This is a genomic window from Aeromonas sp. 19NY04SH05-1, assembly GCF_040581895.1.
Classification (GTDB): domain Bacteria; phylum Pseudomonadota; class Gammaproteobacteria; order Enterobacterales; family Aeromonadaceae; genus Aeromonas; species Aeromonas enteropelogenes.
In genome coordinates, this window is record NZ_CP095328.1 from 393987 (window position 1) to 418934 (window position 24948).

General features: G+C 61.3%; 24 protein-coding genes. 21 read left to right on the forward strand and 3 right to left on the reverse strand.

The features are described 5' to 3' along the window. Positions 1–180: 180 nt before the first annotated feature. Together MRK42_RS01865 and MRK42_RS01870 are read right to left on the reverse strand one after the other, a co-directional pair. Positions 181–1668 (reverse strand): EAL domain-containing protein, encoded by a 1488-nt coding sequence (locus MRK42_RS01865; RefSeq protein WP_342013836.1) that lies wholly within the window; start codon positions 1666–1668, stop codon positions 181–183. A gap of 329 nt (positions 1669–1997) precedes the next feature. Next, positions 1998–2168 (reverse strand): hypothetical protein, encoded by a 171-nt coding sequence (locus MRK42_RS01870; protein WP_156130737.1) that lies wholly within the window; start codon positions 2166–2168, stop codon positions 1998–2000. 66 nt (positions 2169–2234) lie between these two features. Here MRK42_RS01870 and MRK42_RS01875 point away from each other — a divergent pair, with 66 nt between their 5' ends. Continuing rightward, positions 2235–4163, forward strand: coding sequence for an EAL domain-containing protein (locus MRK42_RS01875; protein ID WP_354688825.1), 1929 nt, complete (start codon positions 2235–2237; stop codon positions 4161–4163). 21 nt (positions 4164–4184) lie between these two features. Here MRK42_RS01875 and MRK42_RS01880 read toward each other — a convergent pair whose 3' ends face one another. Continuing rightward, positions 4185–5111, reverse strand: a complete 927-nt coding sequence (locus MRK42_RS01880; RefSeq protein ID WP_354688826.1) for a pyridoxal-phosphate dependent enzyme — start codon at positions 5109–5111, stop codon at positions 4185–4187. A gap of 86 nt (positions 5112–5197) precedes the next feature. On the opposite strand from MRK42_RS01880, the gene MRK42_RS01885 reads away from it, so the two are divergent. The 20 genes from MRK42_RS01885 (at position 5198) to mreD (ending at position 24947) form a co-directional block, all read left to right on the forward strand. Beyond that, positions 5198–6061 (forward strand): MSHA biogenesis protein MshI, encoded by an 864-nt coding sequence (locus MRK42_RS01885; protein WP_354688827.1) that lies wholly within the window; start codon positions 5198–5200, stop codon positions 6059–6061. Continuing rightward, positions 6061–6654, forward strand: a complete 594-nt coding sequence (locus MRK42_RS01890; RefSeq protein WP_354688828.1) for a PilN domain-containing protein — start codon at positions 6061–6063, stop codon at positions 6652–6654. Before MRK42_RS01885 ends, MRK42_RS01890 begins: the two co-directional genes overlap by 1 nt. After that, positions 6654–7301, forward strand: a complete 648-nt coding sequence (gene pilO / locus MRK42_RS01895) for a type 4a pilus biogenesis protein PilO (RefSeq protein WP_354688829.1) — start codon at positions 6654–6656, stop codon at positions 7299–7301. Before MRK42_RS01890 ends, pilO begins: the two co-directional genes overlap by 1 nt. Then, positions 7294–7623, forward strand: coding sequence for an MSHA biogenesis protein MshK (locus MRK42_RS01900; protein ID WP_354688830.1), 330 nt, complete (start codon positions 7294–7296; stop codon positions 7621–7623). Before pilO ends, MRK42_RS01900 begins: the two co-directional genes overlap by 8 nt. A 66-nt stretch (positions 7624–7689) precedes the next feature. Beyond that, complete coding sequence (mshL, locus tag MRK42_RS01905) at positions 7690–9372, forward strand: pilus (MSHA type) biogenesis protein MshL (protein ID WP_354688831.1); 1683 nt, start codon at positions 7690–7692, stop codon at positions 9370–9372. Between the two features lie 92 nt (positions 9373–9464). Continuing rightward, entirely contained in the window at positions 9465–10355 is an 891-nt protein-coding gene (locus MRK42_RS01910; RefSeq protein ID WP_354688832.1) for an AAA family ATPase, read from the forward strand. Further along, complete coding sequence (locus tag MRK42_RS01915) at positions 10352–11452, forward strand: tetratricopeptide repeat protein (protein ID WP_354688833.1); 1101 nt, start codon at positions 10352–10354, stop codon at positions 11450–11452. The genes MRK42_RS01910 and MRK42_RS01915 overlap by 4 nt, the downstream gene beginning before the upstream one ends. A gap of 33 nt (positions 11453–11485) precedes the next feature. Beyond that, entirely contained in the window at positions 11486–13195 is a 1710-nt protein-coding gene (mshE, locus tag MRK42_RS01920; RefSeq protein WP_354688834.1) for an MSHA fimbrial ATPase MshE, read from the forward strand. A 3-nt stretch (positions 13196–13198) separates the two neighbouring features. Next, positions 13199–14419, forward strand: coding sequence for a type II secretion system F family protein (locus MRK42_RS01925; protein WP_354688835.1), 1221 nt, complete (start codon positions 13199–13201; stop codon positions 14417–14419). A gap of 102 nt (positions 14420–14521) precedes the next feature. Further along, entirely contained in the window at positions 14522–14986 is a 465-nt protein-coding gene (locus MRK42_RS01930; RefSeq protein ID WP_354688836.1) for a hypothetical protein, read from the forward strand. A 79-nt stretch (positions 14987–15065) separates the two neighbouring features. Next, positions 15066–15731 carry an MSHA fimbrial major subunit MshB gene (mshB, locus tag MRK42_RS01935; RefSeq protein ID WP_354688837.1) on the forward strand — a complete coding sequence of 222 codons (666 nt, stop codon included), beginning with the start codon at positions 15066–15068 and terminating at the stop codon, positions 15729–15731. 14 nt (positions 15732–15745) lie between these two features. Continuing rightward, positions 15746–16183, forward strand: a complete 438-nt coding sequence (locus MRK42_RS01940; RefSeq protein ID WP_026455900.1) for a prepilin-type N-terminal cleavage/methylation domain-containing protein — start codon at positions 15746–15748, stop codon at positions 16181–16183. A gap of 56 nt (positions 16184–16239) precedes the next feature. Further along, positions 16240–16737, forward strand: coding sequence for a type II secretion system protein (locus MRK42_RS01945; RefSeq protein ID WP_354688838.1), 498 nt, complete (start codon positions 16240–16242; stop codon positions 16735–16737). After that, positions 16724–17284, forward strand: a complete 561-nt coding sequence (locus MRK42_RS01950) for a prepilin-type N-terminal cleavage/methylation domain-containing protein (RefSeq protein ID WP_026455902.1) — start codon at positions 16724–16726, stop codon at positions 17282–17284. The genes MRK42_RS01945 and MRK42_RS01950 overlap by 14 nt, the downstream gene beginning before the upstream one ends. Before the next feature lie 68 nt (positions 17285–17352). Further along, positions 17353–18168: a type II secretion system protein gene (locus MRK42_RS01955; protein ID WP_354688839.1), complete on the forward strand. Its 816-nt coding sequence runs from the start codon at positions 17353–17355 to the stop codon at positions 18166–18168. Further along, positions 18158–18631 (forward strand): MSHA biogenesis protein MshP, encoded by a 474-nt coding sequence (locus MRK42_RS01960; protein WP_042070295.1) that lies wholly within the window; start codon positions 18158–18160, stop codon positions 18629–18631. Before MRK42_RS01955 ends, MRK42_RS01960 begins: the two co-directional genes overlap by 11 nt. Continuing rightward, the gene (locus MRK42_RS01965; RefSeq protein ID WP_342017997.1) at positions 18628–22281 is read left to right on the forward strand and encodes a DUF6701 domain-containing protein; all 3654 of its coding nucleotides are present in this window, start codon (positions 18628–18630) and stop codon (positions 22279–22281) included. Before MRK42_RS01960 ends, MRK42_RS01965 begins: the two co-directional genes overlap by 4 nt. A gap of 204 nt (positions 22282–22485) precedes the next feature. Beyond that, positions 22486–23526 carry a rod shape-determining protein gene (locus tag MRK42_RS01970; RefSeq protein ID WP_005340051.1) on the forward strand — a complete coding sequence of 347 codons (1041 nt, stop codon included), beginning with the start codon at positions 22486–22488 and terminating at the stop codon, positions 23524–23526. Between the two features lie 42 nt (positions 23527–23568). Then, positions 23569–24462 carry a rod shape-determining protein MreC gene (gene mreC, locus MRK42_RS01975; protein WP_061476914.1) on the forward strand — a complete coding sequence of 298 codons (894 nt, stop codon included), beginning with the start codon at positions 23569–23571 and terminating at the stop codon, positions 24460–24462. Further along, positions 24462–24947 (forward strand): rod shape-determining protein MreD, encoded by a 486-nt coding sequence (gene mreD / locus MRK42_RS01980; protein ID WP_026458460.1) that lies wholly within the window; start codon positions 24462–24464, stop codon positions 24945–24947. The genes mreC and mreD overlap by 1 nt, the downstream gene beginning before the upstream one ends. Position 24948: the final 1 nt, after the last annotated feature.

Genomic DNA, 24948 nt, shown 5'->3' on the forward strand with positions numbered 1-24948 from the left:
TGCGGGGGGTCGTATGACCGGGAAAACAGGCGCGCAACGGCCGGTTGCGCGTGAGTTGGCCCGGTATGATAAAGGCTGGCCGTCACTGGAGCGGGATCATTTTGTTGCGAAATGTAACTGTGTGGAGTGAAGAGGGAAGAGTGGCTCGCGGTGCGGGTGCCACGAGCCGACGAAGAAGGGTCAGGCTGCATGTTCCCCTCCTTGGGGATGATCAAGCAGCCACTCCTCCTGCCAGCGCAGCAGGGCCGACAGGGGAATGGGTTTGGCGAACAGATATCCCTGCAGCAGATAGACGCCTCTCTGGCTCAGGTAATCGGCCTGAAGCTGGGTTTCCACCCCTTCCGCAATCATCTCCATGCCGGACTCCCGGCCCGAGGCGATGATGGCATCCAGCACGCTGCGCTTGAGGTCGTGGGTGCCTATGGTATCGACGAACATCTTGTCGATCTTGATCTGGCGGATCCCCAGTCGCTGCAGATAGGCAAAGCCGCCGTAGCCGGTACCGAAGTCGTCCAGCTTGAAGCGATAACCCATCTGATGCAGCGCGGTGATCTCGTGAGTCGCCGCTTGGATATTGGTGATGGGTTTACGTTCGGTCAGCTCGAAGAGCAGGCGGTCGGGAAAGGGGGTCTCGTGCTGTAGCAGCAGGTTACGCAGCAGGGGGCGTTCGATATGGGCCGCCACCAGGTTGACGCTGACCCACTGCCCCTCGGCCAGTTGCGGCAGATCGCGGAGCACCTGCTCCAGCAGTTGTTCGGTCATCGGCAGGATCAGCCCCTGGGCCTCCGCATAGTCGATGAAGGTACCTGGTGGCAGCAACTCTCCCCTGTGTTGCCAGCGCAGCAGCGCCTCGAAGCCGACCACCTGCTGGCTGCGACTGTCCACTATGGGTTGGTAGAAGGGGATGAACTCCCGCCGTGTCACACCGTTTTGCAGCATCCCCTTCAGAGAGTGGCGGTAGCTGCGCAGCAACCAGTAGGTGGCGTTGAACAGGAGGCCCAGTGCGCAGCCGAGCCAGAGGGCATATTGCCGGGTCTGGAGCAGGGCGTAGTGGGCGAGGGTTTTTCCAGCCCAGACGGTCTGCTTGGTGAGAGCGCCCGTTTCCTGGAAGCTCAGGCTGCGGTTGTCCGCTTCCGCCTTGATGGACTTGTCGCCGCGGGGGAGGATCATGGGTGGTGCGGCGGGGTCTCGCTGGCTGAACTCGAGGTAGAAACACTGGGGGCAGGGGTGTTGCAGCAGATCGTGGCTCCAGCTGTTGTCCAGCACCCAGTAAACGATGTTGTCTTTGACATGGTAATAGGCGATCAGCTCCTGTTCCGTGTCGTCATAGGCCGCAGTGACGGTCAGGCCCGCTTTGCCTGGCAGCTTGCCGCTGCGCTTTGCCTCGCTGATGAGGGAGAGGCCAGGCCCCAGGCTGGAGCAGCTGATACCGGACGCCAGCTCCAGCCCCTGCAGGCGCAGGTGGGTACTGTAAAAGCGGGGATCCCGCAGCAGGGCCATGTCTTGCTTGCCGCAATCGAAGTGGAATTGCTGCAACTGGGCACTGAGCGCAGTATCCAGAACCTGGTGGCGTGCCCTTATCGCCTCCCTGATCTCCCCGGCTTTTTGCTCGAGCAGGTGGCGTGCCACGAGATCGCTGAACCAGGGGCTGAGGGGTTGGCTGATCATGAGGGGGGTGGCAAACAGCAGCAAGCTGATCCAGAGGGGAGAAATGCGTAACACGGGTTACCTGCCAGATTGGACGAGACGCAAATGGGTTGCGTCATCTTAGCGCATTAGCAGAATCAACTTGAGACTGATGTATCAGATTTGAGGTTGCCGTTTGTAACTCACTGTAAGAAAACGATTTTTAGGACTTGATTGAGTTTGATTTAATCGATGACCTGTCATAAGTGACAATTGCCTGGCTTATCCGAAACGCATTAAAGTAGCCCTGCGGTTTGACTCACCGTGTGTTCAATACTCCTGTATCTGTTTTTTGTCAGTAGCACAGAGTGTTAGTTTTGATATTTTGATATGAGTGTTCCTTTTGGTCCCTTTTCAGGGACCATTTTTCTCTCTGTCACTTCTCCTTTCTCCGGGCCTGCAGCCCACCATCTTTGGTATTCTTCCGGCACCTTGGTTATGCTCCCTGCGGCGTAAATTGCAGAAGCGGGATCTTCATCCATAGCTGCGGCGTGATCCCCACTGCTACTATGAGGCCACAAGGATGGTCCGGGCATACGGAAAAGCACATGAAACTGACTACACAGCTTGTCTCATTCATCACCCTGTGCGTGATCGCCGCCATGGCGACCGTGCTCATCGGCGGGGTCTTCAGCTTTCGTGAACTGGGCATGGAGCTGCAACAGAAGAAGGTCGACGCCTTGGTCGAGGTGATCGACGAGCAGCTGGATGTCAGCCAGAACGTGGATGCGATGAGCAACTGGCTGCCCACCCTGCTGCGGGCCGCCCATGTGGTCGAGCTGGAAGTGCGCCAGAACGATCAGCGGGTCTACTGGTTCCGCGATGTGCAACGCCCGGTCGATGAACAGCTGCTGCTCTCCTACAGCCATTCGCTTCCTCACCAGGCCGGCATGCAGGCCAATTTCCGGCTCGAACGCCCCTTCAAGGAGGTGGAGTACTCCATCGAGGCAATGTCGGGTATCTCGTTTGGCATCTTCATCGTGGTGTTCGGTCTCTGGTACTCCATCCGCTGGTTGCGCCAGCAGTTGCGGGGGGCCGAGTTGCTGGGGATTCGTGCCCAGCTGATCCTGGATGACAAGCTCTCCAAGCTCAGCCATGACCCGTCCGAGGAGTGGCCGGTGGCCGCCAGTCAGGCCCTCGATCATCTGCTGGCCGAGCTGGCCGATGCCCGCAAGGAGCGCAGCCGTTTCGACAACTTCATTCGCAGCAACGCCTTTGTCGACAAGATGACCGGCATCGGCAATCGCCTGTTTTTCGACAACCGGCTGGAGAGCGCCATCATGGAGGCAAGCGTGATGAGCGGCGGGGTGCTGCTTATCGATCTCGCCTGTCTGGAGGAGCTGGAGGCCGAACAGTACGAGCAGCTTGGCCCCGACCTGCTGGCTCAGGCGAGCGCAACCATAGGGGCCTTCGTGCGCAAGCACAGCGGCGCCCTGCAGGCGCGTTACGCCGGCCAGGTGTTTGCCGTATTGTTGCCCAACATGTCCGAGAGCGAGATGGTGGACAGCGCCAGCCAGCTGCTCAAGAGCCTGCAGCGCCTGCATTGGCCGGACGAGGTCAACCCCGAGACCGCCGTCTATATCGGCGCCGTTTGTTACCACTCCCAGGACAGCCTGCTCAAGGTGCAGGAGGAGGCCGAGCTGGCCCTCAAGAGCGCCCGCCTGCAGGGGCACAACGGCTGGTTCCTCTACGAGAAGCAACTGGAGGAGGAGCAAAGCAGCAAGGGCTCGGTGCGTTGGCGCACCCTGATCAGCCGTCGCCTCGAGGAACATGGCATCGACTTCTACACCCAGGCGATCCAGCAGGATCGCGGCCAGGTGGTATTGCAGCAGGAGCTGCTCACCTATCTCCACGATGAGCAGGGGCGCGCCCTGCCAGCCGGGGTCTTCATGCCGATGGCGGAGAAGGTGGGGATGCTGCTGCAACTGGATCGGCTGGTGGCGGAGCAGACCCTGCAGCTGCTGCGCCAGCGCGCCGAGCACAGCTGCCCCATCAGCCTGACCCTGAGCGCCCAGAGTCTGCTCCATCGCGAATTCCAGCGCTGGCTCTTCTTCGCCCTGTTCCAGCTGCCCCGCAGCACCAACGAACGGCTGGTGCTGCAGCTGTCGGAAGCCCAGGTCACCCGTCATTACGAGGCGCTCAAGCGGCCGCTGCGCTCCCTGCGCATGCTTGGCTGCCGCCTGGCCATCGACCACGCCGGCCAGGATGTGGTGAGCACCCAGTACATCAAGGAGTTCGAGATCAACTTCCTCAAGCTGCATCCCAGCCTGGTGCGGGAGATCCACACCCGCCAGGTCAACCAGATGGCAGTGCGCAGTCTGGTGGGGGGCTGCGCCAACACACCGACCCGGGTGCTGGCGGTGGGGGTGGAGAGCGAAGAGGAGTGGAAGATGCTGCGCCACCTCGGGGTGCATGCCGGTCAGGGGCCCTGGTTCGCCGCGCCGGAGCGGCTGCTGATAGAACCGGTCGGCGTCTGAGCCGGGCGGCGCGAGCCGCCGTCAGAGACGCCCCTGCTCCTTGAGCCCCGCCAGCCCCTGCAGGCCGCCGGTGTGGATGAAGACGATCCGGCTGCCGGCCGGGATACGGCCCGCTGCCAACTCGCGAAACAGTCCCCACATCGCCTTGCCGCTGTAGATGGGCTCGAGCGGCAGGCCGGTCTCGGCGCTGAAGGCCTGCACCCATTGCCAGAGCGCAGGGCTGAATCTGGCGTAACCGCCGTCATGGTGATCCAGCGCGATCCGCCAGCCGGGAATCGTGGCCGCGGCCGGGTAGAGCCGGCACACCTCGTCGGCGATGAAGCTGCCCCCCTTGAGCACGGCGATGGCAAGGATCTGTTCCGGATCCCGCTTGCCCGCGATGAGGCCGGCCAGGGTGCCGCCGCTGGCACAGGGCAGCACCCAGAGATCCGGCGAGAAGGGGACTTCGTCGACCAGCTCGGCAACCCCCGGGATGGCGAGGGGGCTGCTGCCTCCTTCCGGCACTATCAGGGTATCTGCGGCCGCAAACCGGGCTAGCCACTCGGGGTCATGTCGCCTGCGGTAGGTCTGCCGGTCGACAAAGCGCAGGGCCATGCCCCAGCGGCTGGCATCCGTCAGGGTGGGGTTGCCGATTGCCTCCGGTTCGCCCCGGATGATACCGGTGGTGCGCAGCCCGTAGTGGTGGCCCGCCGCCGCCAGGGCATGGATGTGGTTGGAGTAGGCGCCGCCAAAGGAAAGCAAGTGCTGCTTGCCCTGTTCGCTGGCATGCTGCAGGTGATATTTCAGCTTGCGCCACTTGTTGCCCGAGATGGTCGGGTGGATCAAATCGTCCCGCTTGCACCAGAGTTCCACCCCGTAGTGGGCGAGCAGGGGATGCCGGATGGGGTGCAGTGGCGATGGCTGGGGGCTGTCCCCCTCAGTTGCCAGAGGTGTAAGGCTGTCTTGCAAGGGTGAGTCCGTCTTTTGCTGGAGGCTAATTCTCTGTTTATGTTAAGATTTCATGCTTTTTGCCAATTAATGACGGGGCGGCTTACATGAAACAACTGTTCAAACGGTCAACGCCAAGTCGCCAGGTGGGGCTCCTGCTGGCCAATGACAGGATCATGCTGGCTGCCGTCGCCAATCCCCCCGTCTTTGCCACCCGGACCATCAACGGACCGCACGAGTGGGGCCAGGCCGTCAATGAACTATTCAGCCGCCATGGCCTCGCCAAGTCTAAGGTGCGTGTCGCCCTGGCCGCCAGCCTTTATCAACAGATCCAGATCGACAAGCCCGCCGTGCCCGAGGCCGAGATGGCCGGTGCCCTGCCCTGGGCCATCAAGGATTATGTCAGCGAACCCGTGCTGCAGCTCGCCATGGATTATGTCGACCTGCCCACGCCCCCTGCCGGTCAGCCGCGGATCAATGTGATCTGCCTGCCCAAGGGCCGGGTGCAGCAGGTGGCCGAGGCCATCAACGGCGTCGCCACTCTGGATGCCATCGTCAGCGACGAGCTGGCGCTCACCTCCCTCTACGAGGCCGACAAGGCGGTGCGCATGCTGCTGTGGCAACCCAGGGGGCAGGATCTGCAGCTGCTGGTGTTCCATCAGGGCGGGCTCTGCTTCTCCCGCCAGCTGCGCGGCTTTGGGGCGCTGACCGGGGAACAGGAGCCGGATGCCCTGCTGCTCGATACCCTGGCGCTGGAGATCCAGCGCTCCCTCGACTATCTGACCGGTCAGCTCAAGCTGCCGGAGCTGGGCCAGATGCAGCTGGCCATCGCCTCCTCCTTCATCGGTACCCTGGTGCGCCACATGGAACAGACCTTCGGCATGGCCGTCTCCGCCATGGCCAACAAGGCGGTGCTGGCGGGGGTCGAGTATCTGTCTGCCTATGCCGCCGCCATCGGGGAGGATGCGTGATGAAACGCCAGATCAACCTCTACGGCGCCGAGTTTCGCCCCAAACGCCAGTGGGCCAGCCTCAACCAGATGGCGCTGGCCTGGGGCGCCGGCTTGCTGCTGATCCTGCTGATGGCTGCCGGCTATGGCTGGCAGCAACAACAGGTCAGTCGGGCGTTGGCACAGGTCAATACCGAGCTGGCGCACAAACGTAGCGAGGCTCAGAGGCTCGATGCCGAGCTGGCCCGCCATCAGGCCGATCCCCGCTTGCAACAGCGGCTCACCGGTCTGCAGGAGGAGTTGACTGCCAAGCAGGGGCTGATGCGCCAGCTGGGCAGCCTGAGCCTGCAAAAATCCCTGGGGTATGCCAGCGTGATGGCGGATCTGTCGCGGATCCGCAGCAGCAACCTCTCGCTGCAACGTATCGAAATCAACGAAGGGCGGTTCAACCTCTCCGGTTTTGCCGGGCGCAGCCAGGATGTGCCCGCCTGGGTCAATCGCTTCAAGCAGACTCCCAGTCTGGCGGGCCAGGAGTTTGGCGAACTGACCCTGAGCCGTGACAAGGAGGGTCGCCTGACCTTCCAGCTCAGCGGCATAGCGCGGGAGAAACCCTGATGACCCTGAAAGAACAGTGGCAGGACTGGAACCAGCGTATCGCCGCCCTGAGCCAGCGTGAACGAGTGCTGATCCTGCTGACCGGGCTGGTGGTGCTGGGGACGCTTGGCTTCTATGGTTGGCTCGATGGCGCCGCGACCCGACTGCAGCAAGACCGCATGGCGCTGAACGCCGCCGAACGGGATCGCGAGATCATGGATTTGGAGAATCTCGGCAAGCAGGCTCGCCTCAAGCGGGATCCCGATCAGAGCGTTCGGGAACAGCTGGCGCGCACCGAGGATGAGCTGGCCCGGCTCGACGAGCGGCTCAAGGCCCAGACCGTGGATCTGATCCCGGCCCGCGAGATGCCGCAGGTGCTGGAGGCGCTGCTCTCCCGCTCTGCCAACCTGCACATGCTGGCCCTCAGTTCCCTGGAGCCGAGCCCATTGATGGCCGGTGAGCAGAAGATCAATCTCTACAAGCACGGCATCCGGCTGCAGCTGGAAGGGGGCTATTTCGACGTATATCAGTATCTCAAGGCACTCGAGGCCCTGCCGCGCCACTTTTACTGGAAGCGGTTCGACTACCGGGTGAAAGATTACCCGGGGGCCCTGGTGGAGATGGAGATCTACACCCTGAGCACCAGCAAGGAGTTCATTCGTGGCTAAATGGTTCCCATTGTGTTGTTGCCTGTTCGGAGCCCAGATCATGGCGCAGCCGACCGAAGTGTTGCAGGATCCCACGGCGCCGCTGGCGGAGATGGCCGGTGGCTCCGCGGCCAGTGGTCAGGGGAGTGCCGGGTTGCCGAAATTGCAGAGCATAGTGCTGGGCAACGGTCCGGCGCTGGCGGTGCTCAACGGCAAGAGTTACCGGATAGGACAGCAGATCGAAGGATATACGCTGGTGGCCATCCAGGCCGATGGTGTCGTGCTCGAGAAGGCGGGAAAACGCCACGCGCTGACACTGTTTGCCAGCAAGGTTCGGGTTTAATCCTGGCGGTCCCACAGGGGCGCCGGGTTTATCGCATTTAATTGCAAGTCAGGGTGCATTGATTACATGAAAACACACCGTCTCTGTCTGATCGCCGTGGCCATGATGGCCGCCGGCTGTACCACGTATCGACACCCTGAGCCCACCCAGGCCAAGGACGCCCTCAAGCAGGCCATGAGCGAACAGCAGAAGCAGGCCGCCCCCCTGACCACCCTGCCCGAATCGGTGCAAAGCGAATTGCTGCAGCTGAACCGGCCGCAAACGCCCGTGCCCATGCCGGAAAAGCGGCTGCGCATCGCCGCCCACGACGTGGAGGCAGTCGAGTTTTTCGGCTCTCTGTTCAAGGGATCCCGCTACAGCGTGGCGGTGCACCCCGGAGTCTCCGGGCTGGTCTCCGTTGAGCTGAAGGACGTCACCCTGCAGGAGGTGCTGGCGGTGGTGGGTGACATGTACGGCTTCGACGTGCAGCGTAAGGGCAACGTGTTTCACATCTACCCGGCCGGCCTGCGTACCGAGACCATTCCGGTCAACTATCTGATGATGTCCCGGCGCGGCCTCTCCCGCACCTCGGTCAGTACCGGCGGGGTCACCTCCAACGACAATAACAACAGCAATAACAACAGTTTCGACAGCGCCAACAGCAACAACACCAGCACCAGCACCAGCAATTCGTCCGGCAGCAACGGCAACTCGGACAACAGCAACGGCACCCGCATCGAGACCGACACCAACAGCGACTACTGGACCGATCTGCGTACTTCCCTGGAGATGCTGATCGGCACCGGCGACGGCCGCGCCGTCATCACCAGCCCGCAGGCGGGTCTGGTGACCATTCGCGCCTATCCGAAGGAGCTCAAGGCGGTGCGCGAGTTCCTCAACCAGTCCGAGAGCCACCTCAAGCGCCAGGTGGTGCTGGAGGCGCGGATCCTGGAGGTATCTCTCAACGAGGGTTATGAGCAGGGTGTCGATTGGAGTGGTCTGTCTGCCAGCTGGGATGGCAACAAGGGGATTACGGGAGGTGGCTCACTGGCCAATACCGGCCTGCCTGTCACTCCCAACCAAATTTTCACCGCTCTCGGTGGCGGGGCCGGTTTCAAAATTTCTGACGGCAGCTTCAAAGTGGCGGTCAACCTGCTCAAGACCCAGGGGGATGTGAATACCCTCTCGAGCCCGCGGGTGACGGCGACCAACAACCAGAAAGCGGTGATCAAGGTGGGGACCGACGAGTATTACGTCACCAACGCCTCGACTACCATCACCACCAACTCCTCCGGCGTCTCTGACAAGACCCCGAACGTGGAGCTGACCCCCTTCTTTTCCGGTATCGCCCTGGATGTGACGCCGCAGATCGACGAGGAGGGCAAGGTGCTGCTGCACATCCACCCCTCCGTCATTGATACCGAGGAGCAGAACAAGGTGATCGACATGGGGACCACGGGTGGCAAGCTGGAGCTGCCGTTGGCCAGAAGCTCCATTCGGGAGTCAGATACCGTGGTGCAGGCCAACAACGGCGACATCATCGTCATCGGCGGCCTGATGAAGACCGACAAGCAGGAGATCGTCAGCAAAGTGCCACTGCTCGGCGATATTCCCTGGGTCGGCGAGGCCTTTACCAATCGCCGCGAGAGTACCAAAAAGGTGGAGCTGGTGATCCTGCTCAAGCCGACTGTGGTGGAGAAGGAGACCTGGCAGAACGAACTGCAGCGCTCCGCCGATCTGCTCGACAAATGGTATCCCCCCAAGGGTTGATGGCATGAGCGCGGATCCGGCTCTGTCCCATGGTCTGGTGCTGGCGGGTGGTCTGTTGCAGGCCACCCGGCCCAGGCGCGGGAGCTGACGGCATGTACCTGGAACACTTCGGGCTGCAGGAGGCACCGTTCGGCCTCACCCCCAATACCGGTTTTTACTACGGCCTGCCCCCGCACGAGGAGGCGCTGCAGGTGCTCAACTGGGCGCTGTCGCAGGGGGAGGGCTTTATCAAGGTGACTGGCGAGGTGGGCACCGGCAAGACTCTGCTGTGCCGCAAGTTGCTGGGGGAGCTGGGCTCGGAGGCGCATCCGGTGCGCATCGCCTGGTTGCCCAACCCGCACCTCTCTCCGGCCGAGCTGCGCATCGCTCTGGCGCTGGAGCTGGGTCTGTCGGTGCACGATGGCAGCGAGCTGGACATCACGGATCGCATCCATCGCCACCTTATCGCCCTGCATCAGCAGGGGAGCCGGGTGGTGGTGCTGATCGACGAGGCCCAGGCCCTGCCGGACGAGACCCTGGAGGCGATCCGGCTGTTTGGCAACCTCGAGACCGAATCGAGCAAGCTGCTGCAGATAGTGCTGTTTGGCCAGCCCGAGCTGGATAGCCGGCTCGGCAAGCCCCATCTGCGCCAGCTGCGCCAGCGGATCGGTTTCTCTTACTGCCTGCGACCCCTGAGCCGGGACGAGACCCGCGCCTATCTGGAGCACAGGTTGCAAGTCTCCGGCTATCGCGGCGCGCCGCTGTTCAGTCGCCGCGCCCTGACACTCCTGTGGCGCGCTTCGCGCGGCGTGCCCCGACTTATCAACGTATTGGCGCAGAAGTGCCTGATGCTGGCCTATGGCCAGGGGGGGCGGCAGATAGCGCCGCGTCTGGTTCGCCTCGCTATCCGCGATACCGATGATGCGCGCAAGGGCGCCCCGGGTCGCTGGTGGCCCCTGTTACTGCTGCTGGGGTGCGCCCTGGCTTATGGAGTCTGGCAATGAGCGTGATCAACCAGATGCTCAAGGATCTGGAACAGCGCCAGCAAGGATCCGCAGGAGCCGCCGTCTATGTCGCACCGGCCCGCAAACAGGGCTGGTGGATGCTGCTGTTGACCCTGCTGTGTGGCCTGGCCCTCGGGATCCTCGGTTGGCGCACCTGGATCTACTGGCAGCAGACCCGGGCTATGAGTGTGGTCAGTGAACCCGTGGCGGCCGATGTGGTGGCCCGGGTGGCACTGCCGCAAATGCCCGCCGGGCCAGCGTTCGTCGAGCCGCAACCTGCCGAGGTGGCGGCGACGCTGCCGTTGCCGCGTTCGGCCGCCGATGAGAATAGGGATGAAGAGCCGTATACCTTGTCTGGGCCCGCGTTTGATGAGGCTGATGAGGCCGGGGAAGGCGATGAGCCCATGCCCAGCGATGAGGAGTTGCAGCCGGATCTGCATGCCGAGCTGGCCGCGGAGCAGCAGGCGCTCGTCGAGCCACCGCGCAAACCGGGCGTGCTGAAGATCGAAACCGTCGAGCTCTCCCCGCAGGAGCTGGCGGTGCTGGCCGAGCGCAAGGCGACCGTCGCCATGGCCAAGGGCAACTTGAGGGATGCACAGGACAATTACTATCAGGTGCTGGAACACGATCCCCACAACCAGGGGGCGCGGGAGCAGCTGGCGGGTCTCCTCTATGGCGAGGGTCGGCTGGCCGAAGCCCGCCAGTTGCTGGAGGAGGGACTCAGGCTTGAGCCCCAGCAGGCGGATTTTCGGCTCCTGCTGGCCCGCCTTGCCATCAGCGAGGGACAAAGGCAGCAGGCGCTTGGCTGGCTCGCCGGTTATCAGCCGGAGCTGGCCGCCAATCTCGATTATTACGCCACCTGGGCCGGGCTGACCCAGGAGCTGGGACGCAACGCCGAGGCGGCAGATCTCTATGTGAAGCTGCTGCGCCAGCAGCCGGATCAGGGGCGCTGGTGGCTCGGACTTGGCGTGGCCGAGGATGGTCAGGGCCACAGCCAGCGGGCGCTGGACGCCTATCGCAACGCCCTGCTCCATGGCAATCTGGGTGAGGCTTCCACCAGCTGGTTGGAACAGCGCGTCGCCCAGCTCGCCCCCTGACGGGCGACAGGGTCAATCAACTTCGGAGTTTCAATGGCACAACCCAGACTGAAAATGCGCCTCGGCGACCTGCTGGTTCAGGAGCAGATCATCTCGGATGATCAGTTGCAGCTCGCCCTGCAGCAGCAGCGTCAGACCGGCCGCAAGTTGGGCACCACCCTGATCGATCTCGGCTTCATCAGCGAGGTGCAGCTGCTGCAGTTTCTCGCTCGTCAGCTGGATGTGCCCTTCTTCGATCTCAACAACCTCACCATAGACGCGGCGGCGGTGGCCCTGCTGCCGGAGGTGCAGGCTCGCCGCTATCGGGCGCTGGCGGTCAATCTCAGGGATGACAGGGTGACAGTGGCCATGTCGGATCCGGCGGATCTGAGCGCCATGGATGCCATCGCCGCCCTGCTCCGCCCCCGCGAGATGGTGCTGGCGGTGGCGCGGGAAGGTCAGCTGCTGGAGTATTTCGACCGCCTCTATCGCCGTACCCGCGAGATCGAGAGCTTCGCCGAGCAGTTGCAGGAGGAGTACCAGGACACCGGCTTCGAGCTGGGTGCCAGCAACCTGGGGGCGGCCGACGAGGGGGAGGCGACGGTAGCCAAGCTGCTGCGCTCCCTGTTCGAGGACGCGGTGCAGGTGGGGGCATCGGATATCCATATCGAGCCGGACGAGAAGGTGCTGCGCATCCGCCAGCGGATCGACGGCATCCTCCACGAAAACATCCTCAACGAAGTGCGCATCGCCCAGGCGCTGGTGCTGCGCCTCAAGCTGGTGGCCGGGCTCGACATCTCCGAGAAGCGCCTGCCCCAGGATGGCCGCTTCAACATGAAGGTGCGCGGCCGCGACGTGGACGTGCGGATCTCCACCATGCCGGTACAGTACGGTGAGTCCGTGGTGATGCGTTTGCTGGATCAATCCTCCGGCATCCTGTCGCTGACCGAGACCGGCATGCCAGCGGAGATCCTGACCCGTTTTCGCCGCCAGCTCAAACGGCCTCACGGCATGATCCTGGTAACAGGCCCGACCGGGAGCGGCAAGACCACCACCCTCTACGGCGCCCTCTCCGAGCTCAATCAGGCGAGCCAGAAGATCATCACGGTGGAAGACCCGGTGGAGTATCGCCTGCCGAGGATCAGTCAGGTGCAGGTCAATCCCAAGATAGGGCTTACCTTCTCCCATGTGCTGCGCTCCACCCTGCGTCAGGATCCGGACATCCTGCTGGTGGGGGAGATGCGGGACAACGAGACGGTGGAGATAGGCCTGCGCGGCGCCATCACGGGTCACCTGGTGCTGACCACTTTGCACACCAACGATGCGGTCACCAGCGCCCTGCGCCTCATCGACATGGGAGCGCCCGGCTATCTGGTGGCGAGCGCGCTGCGGGCCGTGGTGGCCCAGCGCCTGGTGCGGCGGGTGTGCGAACACTGCGTCGAGGAGAAGGCGCCGGACGAGGGGCAGGCCACCTGGCTCACCGTGCTCTCCGGCGAAGCGCCTGGCCAGCATCTCTATCACAAGGGGCGTGGCTGCCAGAGCTGCAACTTCACCGGCTATTCCGGCCGGATCGGGGTCTACGAGCTGCTGGAGCTGGATCAGCCCATGATGGATGCCCTGCGCCGCAACGATGCGGAAGGATTCGCCAAAGCTGCCCGCGAACACGAACACTATCGGCCGCTGGCCCTGACGGCGCTCGATTATGCCCGCAAGGGGATCACCTCGGTGGATGAGGTGCTGAGGCTGGCCGAGGATCTGGGGTAAGCGATGGCCAACTTTGCCTACAAGGGACGCGACAGCCAGGGCAATGCCACCAGCGGCGTGGTGGAGGCCGCCAACGAGATGGCGGCTGCCGAGCAGCTGATGCGCCGTGGGGTGATGCCCACCGAGCTGAAAGCCAGCAAGGCCAAATCGGCGTCCATCGACTGGTCACTGTTGCTGGAGGGGGGTGTGCGGCTCGAGGAGCTGGTGATCTTCAGTCGTCAGATGTATGCCCTGACCCGGGCGGGGATCCCGATCCTGCGCGCCATCGCCGGGCTGGAGGAGAGCACCCATAGCAAGCCCCTCAAGCGGGCACTCCACGCGCTGGGGGAGGATCTGGGCAACGGCCGGCCGCTGTCGAGCTCGATGCAGGCCCATCCCAAGGTATTTAGCAGCCTGTTTGTCGCCATCATCCACGTGGGGGAGAACACGGGTCAGCTGGAGGAGGCCTTCCTGCAGCTGGCCACCTATTTCGAACTGGAGCTGGAGACCCGCAAGCGGATCAAGACCGCCATGCGCTACCCCAGCTTCGTGCTGATCGCCATCGCCATCGCCATGGTGATCCTCAATGTCATGGTGATCCCGGTGTTTGCCGGCATGTTCGCCAAGTTCGGGGTGGAGCTGCCGCTGGCGACCCGGATCCTGCTCGCCACCTCCCACTTCTTCGTCCACTACTGGTGGCTGCTGCTCGCCATCCTCTGTGCCATGGTATTCGGCTGGCGGCGCTGGACCGCCAGTGAGCAGGGCAAGCTGACCTGGCACAGATGGCAGCTGAAACTGCCCATCGTCGGCACCATCATAGAGCGCTCCCTGCTGGCCCGCTTCGCCCGCAGCTTTTCCATGATGCTCAAGGCCGGGGTGCCGCTGAACACGGCGCTGACCCTAGTGGCCGACGCGGTGGACAACGCTTACATGGCGGGCCGGATCCGTGATATGCGGGCCGGCATTGAGCGGGGCGAAAGCCTGCTGCGCACCGCCGGTGGCAGCGGCCTGTTCACCCCGCTGGTGATGCAGATGATCGCTGTGGGGGAGGAGACAGGTCAGGTGGATGATCTGTTGCACGAGGCAGCCGAGTATTACGAGCGGGAGGTGGATTACGACCTCAAGAGCCTCACTGCCCGCATCGAACCCATCCTGATCGGGATAGTGGCGGTCATGGTGCTGATCCTGGCGCTCGGTATCTTTACGCCCATGTGGGACATGATGCGTGCCGTTCGAGGTCAATAGGTCGCGTCTTTACGGTCATATGGTGGGACATGATGCGGGCTGTTTGCGGTAAGTGATGAGCAACCGATAACGGACAGGTCGGTTGGGGGAGTGCGGGACAAGATGAGCAGGCAGTCACAACAGGATGAACGCTGGTTGAGCGGCTATCGGCTGGGGATCACCCTGATCCTGCTGATGATCATCGTCGCCACCCTGGTGCAGAGCTATCAGGACAACCGGGAGGAGGCGCAGCGAGTCACCCTCACCCTGCTCGGGGAGCAGTTTGCCGAGCGGGTACAGCGCTTGCACGGTCTCTGGCTCGACGAGCGGCGACCGTCACTGCTCCATGCCGGTGATCTCGCGTGGCAGTTCGATGAGCGGGGTTGGCCGCTTGCGGTGATGCCGCCGCAATCTCCCTCCGGCAACTGCCGTCAGCTTTGGTTGACACTTGTCGGGGAGGCGGAGAGCGGCATGCCGCCTCTGCAGTTTCTGGCCCGTCCGGATGGTAGCGGATGCGAAATTGGTTGGGACGGTTATTGGCTGATGTATCAATTTTCTGACGGGCGTGTGACGAAGCGCTCTGAATGAGGCCTGATAAATGGGTCAACTACATGATTTTTTTGAACTCACATGAAATAATAACGCCCATTTCGGAGGGAGTATGGCAATGAAATCAAGGGCATCAACAATCCCGCACAGAGGGATGGTGAAGCTGGCTGCCGGCTTCTCCCTGATCGAACTGGTGATCGTCATCGTGATCCTGGGGATCCTGGCGGTGACGGCGTTGCCACGCTTTCTCGACGTGACCGACGAGGCCAAGAAGGCGAGCGTGGAAGGGGTTTCTGGCGGCTTTGCCACCGGCGTGTCGCTGGTGCGGGCCCAGTGGGAGGCCGAGGGGCGTGCCAAGCAGGACGGGCTCAATACCGTGCTCTATGACGGTTCCCGCTTCTACCTGACCACGCCGACCGAGACCCAGATCAGCAATGGCGAGCTCTCGCCAGGCTATCCCATGGATACGTCCGCCGAAGGGGGCATCGATGTGGATCCGGCCAACTTGAGCGCCCAGCGCTGCCTCAAGATTTGGGAGGGGCTGCTGCAAAACCCGCCCAAGGCTACCACCAGCTTCAGCGAGGTGCGTGGTAGTGGCAATGACCTGAAATATTATGTCAGCGTGACCAATAACGGCCTGGATTCGGTCTGTCGTTACTATCTGGTCAACAGCCTGAGCAAGGGCAGCGATGGCAAGTATCAGGATCCGCAGGGCAGCACGGATGCCTTTATGAGTTTCAGTTACCGTCCGGCCTCCGGCCAGGTGACCACCAACATCAATTAACAGAGGAAAATGAAATGAAAAAACAGGCGGGTTTTACCCTGATCGAGCTGGTCATCGTGATCATCATTCTGGGCATTCTGGCGGTGACTGCTGCACCCAAGTTCCTGAATCTGCAGGATGATGCGCGTCTGGCCGCGGCCAATGGCGTGAAGGCATCCCTGCAGAGTTCCTCCCAACTGGTATACAGCAAGGCAGCCATTCAGGGCATCGAGAGCACTTCCGGTGCCGTTTCTGTCGCAGGTACCACCATTAACACCAAGTTTGGCTATCCGGTGACTGCTGATGCCGGCAAGACAGTCGCACTGGACGGTTGGAGCGAAGTGTCTGGCTCTGCTGGTACTTTCAAACCGAGCAACGAGCCCAACAGCAAATGTGCCGTGACTTACAGTAATGCCATCACGGCAGTGGGTGGTGTCCCCTCCATCGCCATCAGTACTGACTGCGGTCAGTAATGACCAGGAAGGCGAGGCTTCGGCCTCGCTTTCTCTTTTACCTGATGAGAAGACCCATGGCTGCAACCAAGGGCTTTACCCTGATTGAACTGGTCGTGGTGATCCTGCTGCTCGGGATTCTGGCCGCCTTTGCCGTGCCCAAATGGCTGGGCAAAGGCGGCGTTGAAACCCAAAGCCTGCGCGATGAACTGCTGACCCGCCTGCGGCTGGTACAGACAGTCAATATGCATGAACCCGCCAACCGTTGTACCCAGCTGGTGGTCGACGCTTCCCGATTCGCCCATATCACCCAGTCCATGGCCGGCACTACTTGCCCTGCGCCTGGCTCTATTGCTGGCTGGAGCGACAATTTGCGTACGCGAGGCCGCCCTGTCATCCCCTCAGCCGGCATGACGATCTCCTTGAATAACAACAACAGTTTCGTGTTGCGTTTCGATCGGATGGGGCGCCCGCTGGGGGTTTGCAGCAATGGGTGCATAGTGCAGGTCAGTGATGGGCGGGAAGCCGGTCGTATCCAGATTGAATCCGAGGGGGATATCCATGAGATCCCCTGAGCGCGGCTTTACCCTGATTGAGCTGATCGTCGGCATAGTGCTGCTGGCGGTGGCGCTGACCGGCATACTCGGGTTGCTTATCAACCAGGCCCCCAGGGCGGTGGATCCGGTGCAGCAGGTGCGTGCCGCCCAACTGGCCCAGCGCCTTGCCGGCGAGATCCTGCAAAAGTCATTCGATGAGCAGTCGGATCACAACGGTGGCCGCTACCGTTGTGGCGAGACGGTCACCGGTGTCACCATCCCGGCCTGCTCGACCAGCTATGGCCCGGACGGCGAGCCGGCGCCCTACGCCTACAACGATGTGGATGACTTCGATACGGCAGGCAACTGGGTCGATGCCAATCGCTTCACTCAGACCTCGGCGGGTGTCAGTGGCGACGAGTACCCCAACTATCAGGTAAAGATCGCAGTGAGCGGCGTCGATTTCAGCGATGGCAGCTTTCAAAGCTGCACCGAACCCTGCTCGGTGGGCAAGCGTATCGAGCTGCAAGTACGGCTGCCCGATCGCAGCGTACTCGACTTCTCCCTCTATCGGGGGAACTACTGATGGGCAACCCGATATTCACGAGACACTCCGCAACCGGGTCGTGCAGACTTGGCGCCCCCCGGCAGTCCGTGAGCGGGTTTACCTTGGTCGAGCTGGTGATGGTGATCCTGCTGCTTGGCATCATGGCGACCTTCAGCAGCCAGTTTATCGGTATCGGCAGCCAGATCTACGGCGAGGCCAGCAGTCGTGAGCAGCTGATGAGCGATGCCCGCTTTGCCATGGAGCGACTCAATCGCGAGGTGCGCGATGCCGTGCCCGGTTCGCTGCGCATTGAAACGGCGACAGGCGACTGGGTGGATAGCGGCTCCTGCCTGCGTTTTTGGCCCATCAGTGCCACCAGTCGTTATCTCACCCTGAACCGTGCCGTCTCCGGCAGTGCCGGCACCCTGGAACTCTTGATGCAGACCCCGGCTTCGGCGGCCAATCCGTTGCAGGATGATGGCGGTGCCGTGGCGGCAAACCGTGATCTGCTGGTCGTGTTTCCCATCCCCCGCAGCGATGGTGACTCCCTCACACAGGGATGCGTCTATGGCAACTGCGTAGCCAGGGTGAACGCAGTACAGGCACCGGTGACCGGCGTACAAGCGGTTCATTATGCCGCTTCCGAGCTGCTGGATGGCCTCTCCCCCGCCAACCGGGTCTACTTCGCGCGCCAGCAGGTGCGTTATTGCGTGGAGGGAAGCCGGTTGTTTCGCAGCAGCGGGCCGATTGGCGAGGAGCTCTCTTCACCGAGTCTGATGGCGGAGTGGATCCGTGTCGGCAGCTTCTATCGGGAGCCTGCCGCCTTCAATGCCTCGGGGGAGTTTGGGGTCAGGTTCGTGTTCGAGCGCAAGGGGGAGTCGGTTACCTTCAACCACAAGATAGGGGTAAGCAATGTGCCCTGATGTGAGAAGGCCGACCCGCGCAAGAGGCAGCGCCCTGATGATCGCCCTGTTTGTCATCGTGGTGATGGCCCTGCTGGCAGCGGCGCTCGGTCGCATGCTGACGGACAGCAGCGAGAAAAATACCGTGGAGGTGCGCAGCGTGCGTGCCTTGCTGGCGGCCCAGAGCGGGCTGGAGATGGCCTTGTCTCAATTATTCCCCAAGCTCCCAGCCGCACCAGCCCCGGCCAACCTCTGCGATCTGGTCAATGTGCCCCCTACCTTTGGCACCGATCAGGGCCTGGCCAGCTGTCAGGTGCGGGTCGAGTGTGTGCAACGACCCATCACCTATCAGGGAGAGACAGTAAACGGCTACCGTCTGCTCAGCACGGGGACCTGCGGCCAGGATGATCTGGCCAGTGCCAACCCGGATTTTGCCGTCAGTCGGACGGTCACCATTGAAGCCTATGGCGGAGCCACACCATGATGTCCCTTGTTCGCTACCTTTGCCTGCTGGTTTGTCTGTTGTGTTCTCAGGTGTTGTGGGCAGATGTATGGTTGCCGGGCTCATTCTATGTCGGCGACAACCGCAACGATGCGCTGCGCCCTACGACGATGGTTGGCAATTACGGTGGCGGGTTTTTCCCCGTTGCCCCCATCCACTTCTCTCTCTCCGAGTCACAGGCGATTTCGGAGATCCGGGTGGAGGGGCAGTCTGGACTGCACGGTGGCGTCAATATTGTTATCTGGAATGCATACGGTTCCGTGGTGGTTGATGCACAAGCTTCCCTGATGACTCCGGACCGGGTCACCGGGCTGATCAATCTGCCTGCTGGTGAATACCGGATGGCTGTGTGGGGTGGCTGTTATTCCAATGGATATTACTTGGGGCGATTTTGGAACAATTGCCAGGATTGGGATGATTTTCGTTTTAGCGGTATTCGTCTGGTCTCCAGTGGCAGCAGCAATGCGGTGCATTTCATCGAACGCACCCATATTGGTGACAACGTGGATGCCAATCGTTGGTATCCGCCAGCCCCATCAGGTACTTATGTAAAATTAGGGTTTACCCTGCCAGAGAAATCCCGCCTCGATAACCTGACGCTTTATAACTTGCGTGATTGGTCTATAGCCAATGGCAGCCGCATGTTTATCCGCACTCAGGGTTCTGTGGACACCCCGCTGGTGTTTTATTTCAGCGGCAATGGTGATGTGAATTGGGATATCAATTACGAACTGTCTGCCGGTAACTATGAACTCTGGATTGAGACGTTGAGCAGAGCGGATCGTGATGATATCTCATGGGACGATATTATCCTGCGCTATACCCCCATTCCTGCCGTGACTGATTTTGCTGCATTGTGCCAGCAGGCATTTCCCTATCCGGTGCAGGGGCGAAACGTTAATCACTATCTTGATCTGGGGGGCTCTCATAATGGACCTCCCAATGGATTTATTTGGGGAACAAAAAACGGCTCTTTGGGGTATTACAACAGCGGCATGATAAAAGGTTCCTATCTGCAAGCCTGTGATCGTGACCAGTGTTTGCCAGCAGGAAACACTTCATCGCTCTCGTTGCCCGCATCCCGTTTTCCGCTTCCTGGCGGGTCTAATCTGCGTATTCCCTATGACACTCATTACCAACTGACAGCGGCCAATGGCAACCGTTTTGGCCTTATTGAAACGTCCTATATGGCATCGCTGGATATCCGGCAGGCCGGTCTTTACATCAAAAACTTGCGGCTGGATGGAGGGCGAGGAGGCAAGCCCTACACGGTTCGTCTGGCGGCCGGGGATTACTGGATTGAAGAGCTGTGGATGGATTCCGACACTTCCATCGTGCTGGATGGGCCGGTCAGATTGTTTGTCAAATCTCTGGTCATGGATTCGGCAAACCTGATCAACAGTCCCGGGGTAAACCGGCGCGGGGATATCAACCAGCTATTGCTGGTCAGTTATGGCCAGGTGGTGATGGATAACCTGGATACCATCAGCGGTCTGCTTTATCAGATAGAGGGGAGCTCCCTGTATATGGGATCCAACTCCTATTGGCATGGGCGAGTCAGCTCAGCCAGCGTCGTTATGGGTTACCACTCCGTCATAGACAGCAGCGGTTATGAGTGTGAATCCATCCAGCAGGGGCCGGATCACTACGAGCTTTACTACCCTTCGCAGTCATTGACCTGCGAAGGGGCATCGATCCAGCTGTTGGCTTGCCAGGATAATAATTGCAGCCAGCGTTACGTGGATGGCGCCGAGGTGACACTTGCACCTGCCAGTGGCTGGAGTAGCAATCCTGTGACTGTTGGCTCGTCTGGCCAGGCGGCGCTGACTCTCTCCCGCCTGACCAGCGGGAATGTCACCTTGGGACTGACGAGCAGCGCCCCGAGCGCACCATTGCGCTGCTATCGGGACGGAGTGCTTGATAACAGTTGTTCCATGAGTTTTACCGATGCGGCCCTGCGTTTTGATTTCTCTACCTTTTATGCGGGTGACACGGCCAGCACGACGATCCGGGCTATCCGTTCCAACGATGCCGGAGCAACCCGGGTCTGCGTCCCCCTGCTGACGGGTAACCAGACCCTTCAGTTTGGCCACGCCAAGCTGGTGTCCGAGCCGACCAGCAGTTCAGTCCCGTCGATCAATGACAGTGCGTTGACGCCAACTGGCAGCGTAAGCGTGCTGTTCGATGGCAACGGGGTGGGCCAGCTGGCACTGAAGTATCCGGATGCCGGCGTGTTGCGGCTGGATGCTACTTTCCAGAAGAGCGATACCACCGGTTCCCTGACCCTGACCGGCAGCGATACGGTGGCCGTGTTGCCAAGTGCCATTCTCTTGCGCGGTCAGGATCAACCGGCCTGTAGTGGTTCGGATGATGCCAGCTATATGGGGAATTGTGGCGTATATCGCAAGGCGGGGGAAACCTACACACTACTGGCTCAGGCGATCAATCGACAGGGCGTGACCACGGCCGGCTTCGGGGCGACAAACTTGCCTTTGCAGTGGGCGACCTTGGCTCCGAGCTCAGGGGTCAGTGGCACACCGTCACCGACATCTCTATCTGTCGCTAACGGTATGAGTCTTACCGCTGCGCAATGGGATGAGGTGGGGGTGCTCAAAGCGGGTGTCAGCAATTTTATCCCCTATCCCGGTTATCAGACCGAGTCACCACAACTGGAGGTGCCTCTGCGCTGGAGCAGTCCCATTGGGCGCTTTGTGCCCTGGGATTTTAATCTGGTTCGCGGGGATATCATCCCGGCCTGTGGCCAGTTCAGCTATATGGGTCAGCCTTTTGGTGTCCAGCTGGAGATCATGGCGCGCAATCGGGCCGGGGGGCAGACTCAAAACTACAAGGACGCCTTTGCCAAGGGCAGCGCTTATCTGACCACGGCCAATGACAGGGATGGTCACTCCCTTTCGACCCGGCTACAGAGTTTGTCGGCCCTTCCCTGGGAAAACGGGTTGGCCAAGCTGGATGAAGTGAGCGCGTTTTTACGCCTATCGGAGACACAGCCGGATGGGCCTTACCAATCCTTGTTATTCGGTCTTTATATGAAGGATAACGATGGTGGCCATACCCTGATTGCCGATCCGGATTTCAACGAGGTGGTGCAGGGGGTGTGCAGCGGCGGCCAGTGCAATGCCAGATTGATCGATTCTGCCGCCATGACCGCCTATTTTGGTCGCGTGAGTGCGGGTACGGAAGCTGGGCTTGCATCGGCCCCCCTCGCCATTGTCCAGCAGATGCAATATTACCAAGCCGGTAACTGGCGGTTGAACACGCAGGATCAATGTACCGCGCTCTCGCTGGCCAATGGGGGATTCAGCTTCCCTGGCGCGGGCCAGCACTTCGATGACGCCAGCCGGGATCTCGATTTGGGTGATAACCGCAAGATCAGGCTGGGGCTGGGGCGCTCGGCCCCAGGTGGCGTATCTGCCATCGCCAGCGATGGCGAGCTTCTGTTCCACTTCGCCCCGCCCGGGATAGCGGTGCGCATTCCCTACCGGATCGATCTGGCCAGGCAACCTGCGGCACCCCTCTGGCTGAGCGATCCCGATTCCCTGCAGGGGGAGGCTATTTTTGGCTCGGCGCGGGGCAATGACCGGATTATTTATCGACGCGAAGTTTTGAACTGACAGAATCCGACAGGGGAACAGGTGAGTACCTTTCCCCTGATTTTCGGTTTATGAGCGTTTATAAGCCCGGGACAGTGAGTGACGACTCGCATTTTTGTCGTGCGTGATTGATTGGCGACAGTTTGAGCGCTTGCCCATTGGGGTGGGCATTGGTAAAGTTAGCCGATTTTCTGCACCTCCCAATTCTTAGGATTTCCCGTAGCCATGTTCAAAAAGCTCAGAGGCGTTTTTTCCAACGATCTGTCGATCGACCTGGGAACTGCCAACACCCTGATCTATGTAAAAGATCAAGGGATCGTCCTTAACGAACCCTCAGTTGTCGCCATTCGCCAAGAGCGCGGGAACGCCAAATCGGTCGCTGCCGTTGGCCATGCCGCCAAGCAGATGCTGGGCCGTACCCCGGGCAATATTTCCGCGATTCGCCCGATGAAAGACGGTGTGATCGCCGATTTCTACGTGACCGAGAAGATGTTGCAACACTTCATCAAGCAGGTTCACGACAACAACTATTTCCGCCCCAGCCCGCGCGTGCTGGTGTGTGTACCGTGCGGCTCCACCCAGGTGGAACGTCGCGCCATCAAGGAATCCGCACTGGGCGCCGGCGCCCGTGAGGTTTACCTGATCGACGAACCCATGGCTGCCGCCATCGGTGCCGGCCTGCCGGTCTCCGAAGCGACCGGTTCCATGGTGGTGGATATCGGTGGTGGTACCACCGAAGTGGCCATCATCTCCCTGAACGGTGTGGTCTACTCCCAGTCCGTGCGCATCGGTGGCGACAAGTTCGACGAAGCCATCATCAGCTATGTCCGTCGCAACTACGGCAGCCTGATCGGTGAAGCCACCGCCGAGCGTATCAAGCACGAGATCGGCTCCGCCTATCCGGGTGAAGAGGTGCGCGAGATCGAAGTCCGTGGCCGCAACCTGGCCGAAGGGGTACCGCGCAGCTTCACCCTGAACTCCAACGAGATCCTGGAAGCGCTGCAAGAGCCGCTCTCCGGCATCGTCGCGGCGGTCATGGTGGCGCTGGAGCAGTCTCCGCCCGAGCTGGCCTCCGACATCTCCGAGCGCGGCATGGTGCTGACCGGTGGTGGTGCCCTGCTTAAAGACATCGACCGTCTGCTGATGGAAGAGACCGGCATCCCAGTGGTCGTCGCCGAAGATCCCCTCACCTGTGTGGCCCGTGGTGGCGGCAAGGCGCTGGAGCTGATCGATATGCACGGTGGCGATCTGTTCCACTACGAATAAGACCCAAAGCCGGCCAGCGTGCCGGCTCTTTTTTGACGACCCATGAAACCCATTTTTGGTAGAGGCCCTTCGCTTCAGTTACGGTTGTTTCTCGCCGTCATCATCTCCATCGCAGCCATCGTCGCGGACTCCCGCTTCGGTGTGTTTACCCATGTCCGCGTCTACCTGAGTTCACTCGTCAGTCCGTTGCAATACATGGCCAATGCCCCCGGTACCCTGCTCGACACCATGTCGACCCAGGTGCAGACCCGGGCCGATCTCATCGAGCAGACCAAGCAACAGGAGCAGCAGCTGTTCACCCTGCGCTCGCGCCTGCTGAAGATGGATCATCTGGAACATGAGAACCAGCGCCTGCGCGAGCTGCTCGGTTCCCCGGTGCACAAGGATTCCCGCAAGATGGTGGCCGAGCTGCTGTCGGTGGATTCCGATCCCTTCAGCCACCAGGTGCTGATCAACAAGGGGGCGCTGGATGGCGTCTACAACGGCCAGGCGGTGATCAACGATCAGGGGGTCATCGGCCAGGTGCTGCACGTGGGCTCCACAACCAGCCGGGTGCTGCTCATCACCGACTCCAGCCACGGCATTCCGGTGCGGGTGCTGCGCAACGATCTGCGCGCCATCGCCTCCGGCAGTGGTGAGCTGGACAAGCTGGAGCTGCGCAACCTGCCGCGCAATACCGACGTGCAGGTCGGCGATCTGCTGGTCACCTCCGGCCTTGGCGGACGCTTCCCGGAAGGCTACCCGGTGGCCACAGTAACCCGCTCCGACTATGTGGAGGGCAAGCCCTTCGCCCAGGTCGAGGCCAAGCCGCTGGTGGAGCTGGATCGCCTGCGCTACCTGCTGTTGCTGTGGACTGACAAGAAACCTGACGTACGAGATGATGAGGAAGGCGAACGGGCCGCACCGGCAGCGTCCGCCGCAGGAGCCACCCGCTGATGTTACAACCCGCCAGCGGCAGGGTCTGGATCTGGATTTCCATCCTGCTGGCCTTGAGCCTGTCGATCCTGCCGCTTCCTTTCGAATTTGATCCTTTCCGCCCCGACTGGTTAGCCATGGTGCTGATCTACTGGGCGCTGGCGCTGCCGCACCGAACCAACGTCGGCACCGCCTGGGTGGCCGGCCTGCTGCTGGACGTGCTGCTGGGCAGCACGCTCGGGGTGCGGGCCATGGCGATGGCCATCACCACCTATCTGGCGGCCTTCCAGTTCCAGAAGATCCGTAACTTCTCTCTGTGGCAACAGGCGCTGATCATCGGCGGCCTGTCACTGGTGGGCAAGGTGACGGTATTCTGGGCAGAACACCTGTTCAGCCGGGCCAGCCTCAACTTCGCCTATTTTTGGTCGACGTTGACGACGATGCTAATATGGCCCTGGGTGTTTCTGGTGCTGCGCAAGGTGCGGCGCCGCTTCAATATCAGGTAAA

Excerpts from the sequence above, each read along its gene's own strand:
- MRK42_RS01865 (WP_342013836.1), bottom strand. The coding sequence starts at position 1,668 with ATGATCAGCCAACCCCTCAGCCCCTGGTTCAGCGATCTCGTGGCACGC.
- MRK42_RS01870 (WP_156130737.1), bottom strand. The coding sequence starts at position 2,168 with ATGGATGAAGATCCCGCTTCTGCAATTTACGCCGCAGGGAGCATAACC.
- MRK42_RS01875 (WP_354688825.1), top strand. The coding sequence starts at position 2,235 with ATGAAACTGACTACACAGCTTGTCTCATTCATCACCCTGTGCGTGATC.
- MRK42_RS01885 (WP_354688827.1), top strand. The coding sequence starts at position 5,198 with ATGAAACAACTGTTCAAACGGTCAACGCCAAGTCGCCAGGTGGGGCTC.
- MRK42_RS01890 (WP_354688828.1), top strand. The coding sequence starts at position 6,061 with ATGAAACGCCAGATCAACCTCTACGGCGCCGAGTTTCGCCCCAAACGC.
- pilO (WP_354688829.1), top strand. The coding sequence starts at position 6,654 with ATGACCCTGAAAGAACAGTGGCAGGACTGGAACCAGCGTATCGCCGCC.
- mshL (WP_354688831.1), top strand. The coding sequence starts at position 7,690 with ATGAAAACACACCGTCTCTGTCTGATCGCCGTGGCCATGATGGCCGCC.
- MRK42_RS01910 (WP_354688832.1), top strand. The coding sequence starts at position 9,465 with ATGTACCTGGAACACTTCGGGCTGCAGGAGGCACCGTTCGGCCTCACC.
- MRK42_RS01915 (WP_354688833.1), top strand. The coding sequence starts at position 10,352 with ATGAGCGTGATCAACCAGATGCTCAAGGATCTGGAACAGCGCCAGCAA.
- mshE (WP_354688834.1), top strand. The coding sequence starts at position 11,486 with ATGGCACAACCCAGACTGAAAATGCGCCTCGGCGACCTGCTGGTTCAG.
- MRK42_RS01925 (WP_354688835.1), top strand. The coding sequence starts at position 13,199 with ATGGCCAACTTTGCCTACAAGGGACGCGACAGCCAGGGCAATGCCACC.
- MRK42_RS01930 (WP_354688836.1), top strand. The coding sequence starts at position 14,522 with ATGAGCAGGCAGTCACAACAGGATGAACGCTGGTTGAGCGGCTATCGG.
- mshB (WP_354688837.1), top strand. The coding sequence starts at position 15,066 with ATGAAATCAAGGGCATCAACAATCCCGCACAGAGGGATGGTGAAGCTG.
- MRK42_RS01940 (WP_026455900.1), top strand. The coding sequence starts at position 15,746 with ATGAAAAAACAGGCGGGTTTTACCCTGATCGAGCTGGTCATCGTGATC.
- MRK42_RS01945 (WP_354688838.1), top strand. The coding sequence starts at position 16,240 with ATGGCTGCAACCAAGGGCTTTACCCTGATTGAACTGGTCGTGGTGATC.
- MRK42_RS01950 (WP_026455902.1), top strand. The coding sequence starts at position 16,724 with ATGAGATCCCCTGAGCGCGGCTTTACCCTGATTGAGCTGATCGTCGGC.
- MRK42_RS01960 (WP_042070295.1), top strand. The coding sequence starts at position 18,158 with ATGTGCCCTGATGTGAGAAGGCCGACCCGCGCAAGAGGCAGCGCCCTG.
- MRK42_RS01965 (WP_342017997.1), top strand. The coding sequence starts at position 18,628 with ATGATGTCCCTTGTTCGCTACCTTTGCCTGCTGGTTTGTCTGTTGTGT.
- MRK42_RS01970 (WP_005340051.1), top strand. The coding sequence starts at position 22,486 with ATGTTCAAAAAGCTCAGAGGCGTTTTTTCCAACGATCTGTCGATCGAC.
- mreC (WP_061476914.1), top strand. The coding sequence starts at position 23,569 with ATGAAACCCATTTTTGGTAGAGGCCCTTCGCTTCAGTTACGGTTGTTT.
- mreD (WP_026458460.1), top strand. The coding sequence starts at position 24,462 with ATGTTACAACCCGCCAGCGGCAGGGTCTGGATCTGGATTTCCATCCTG.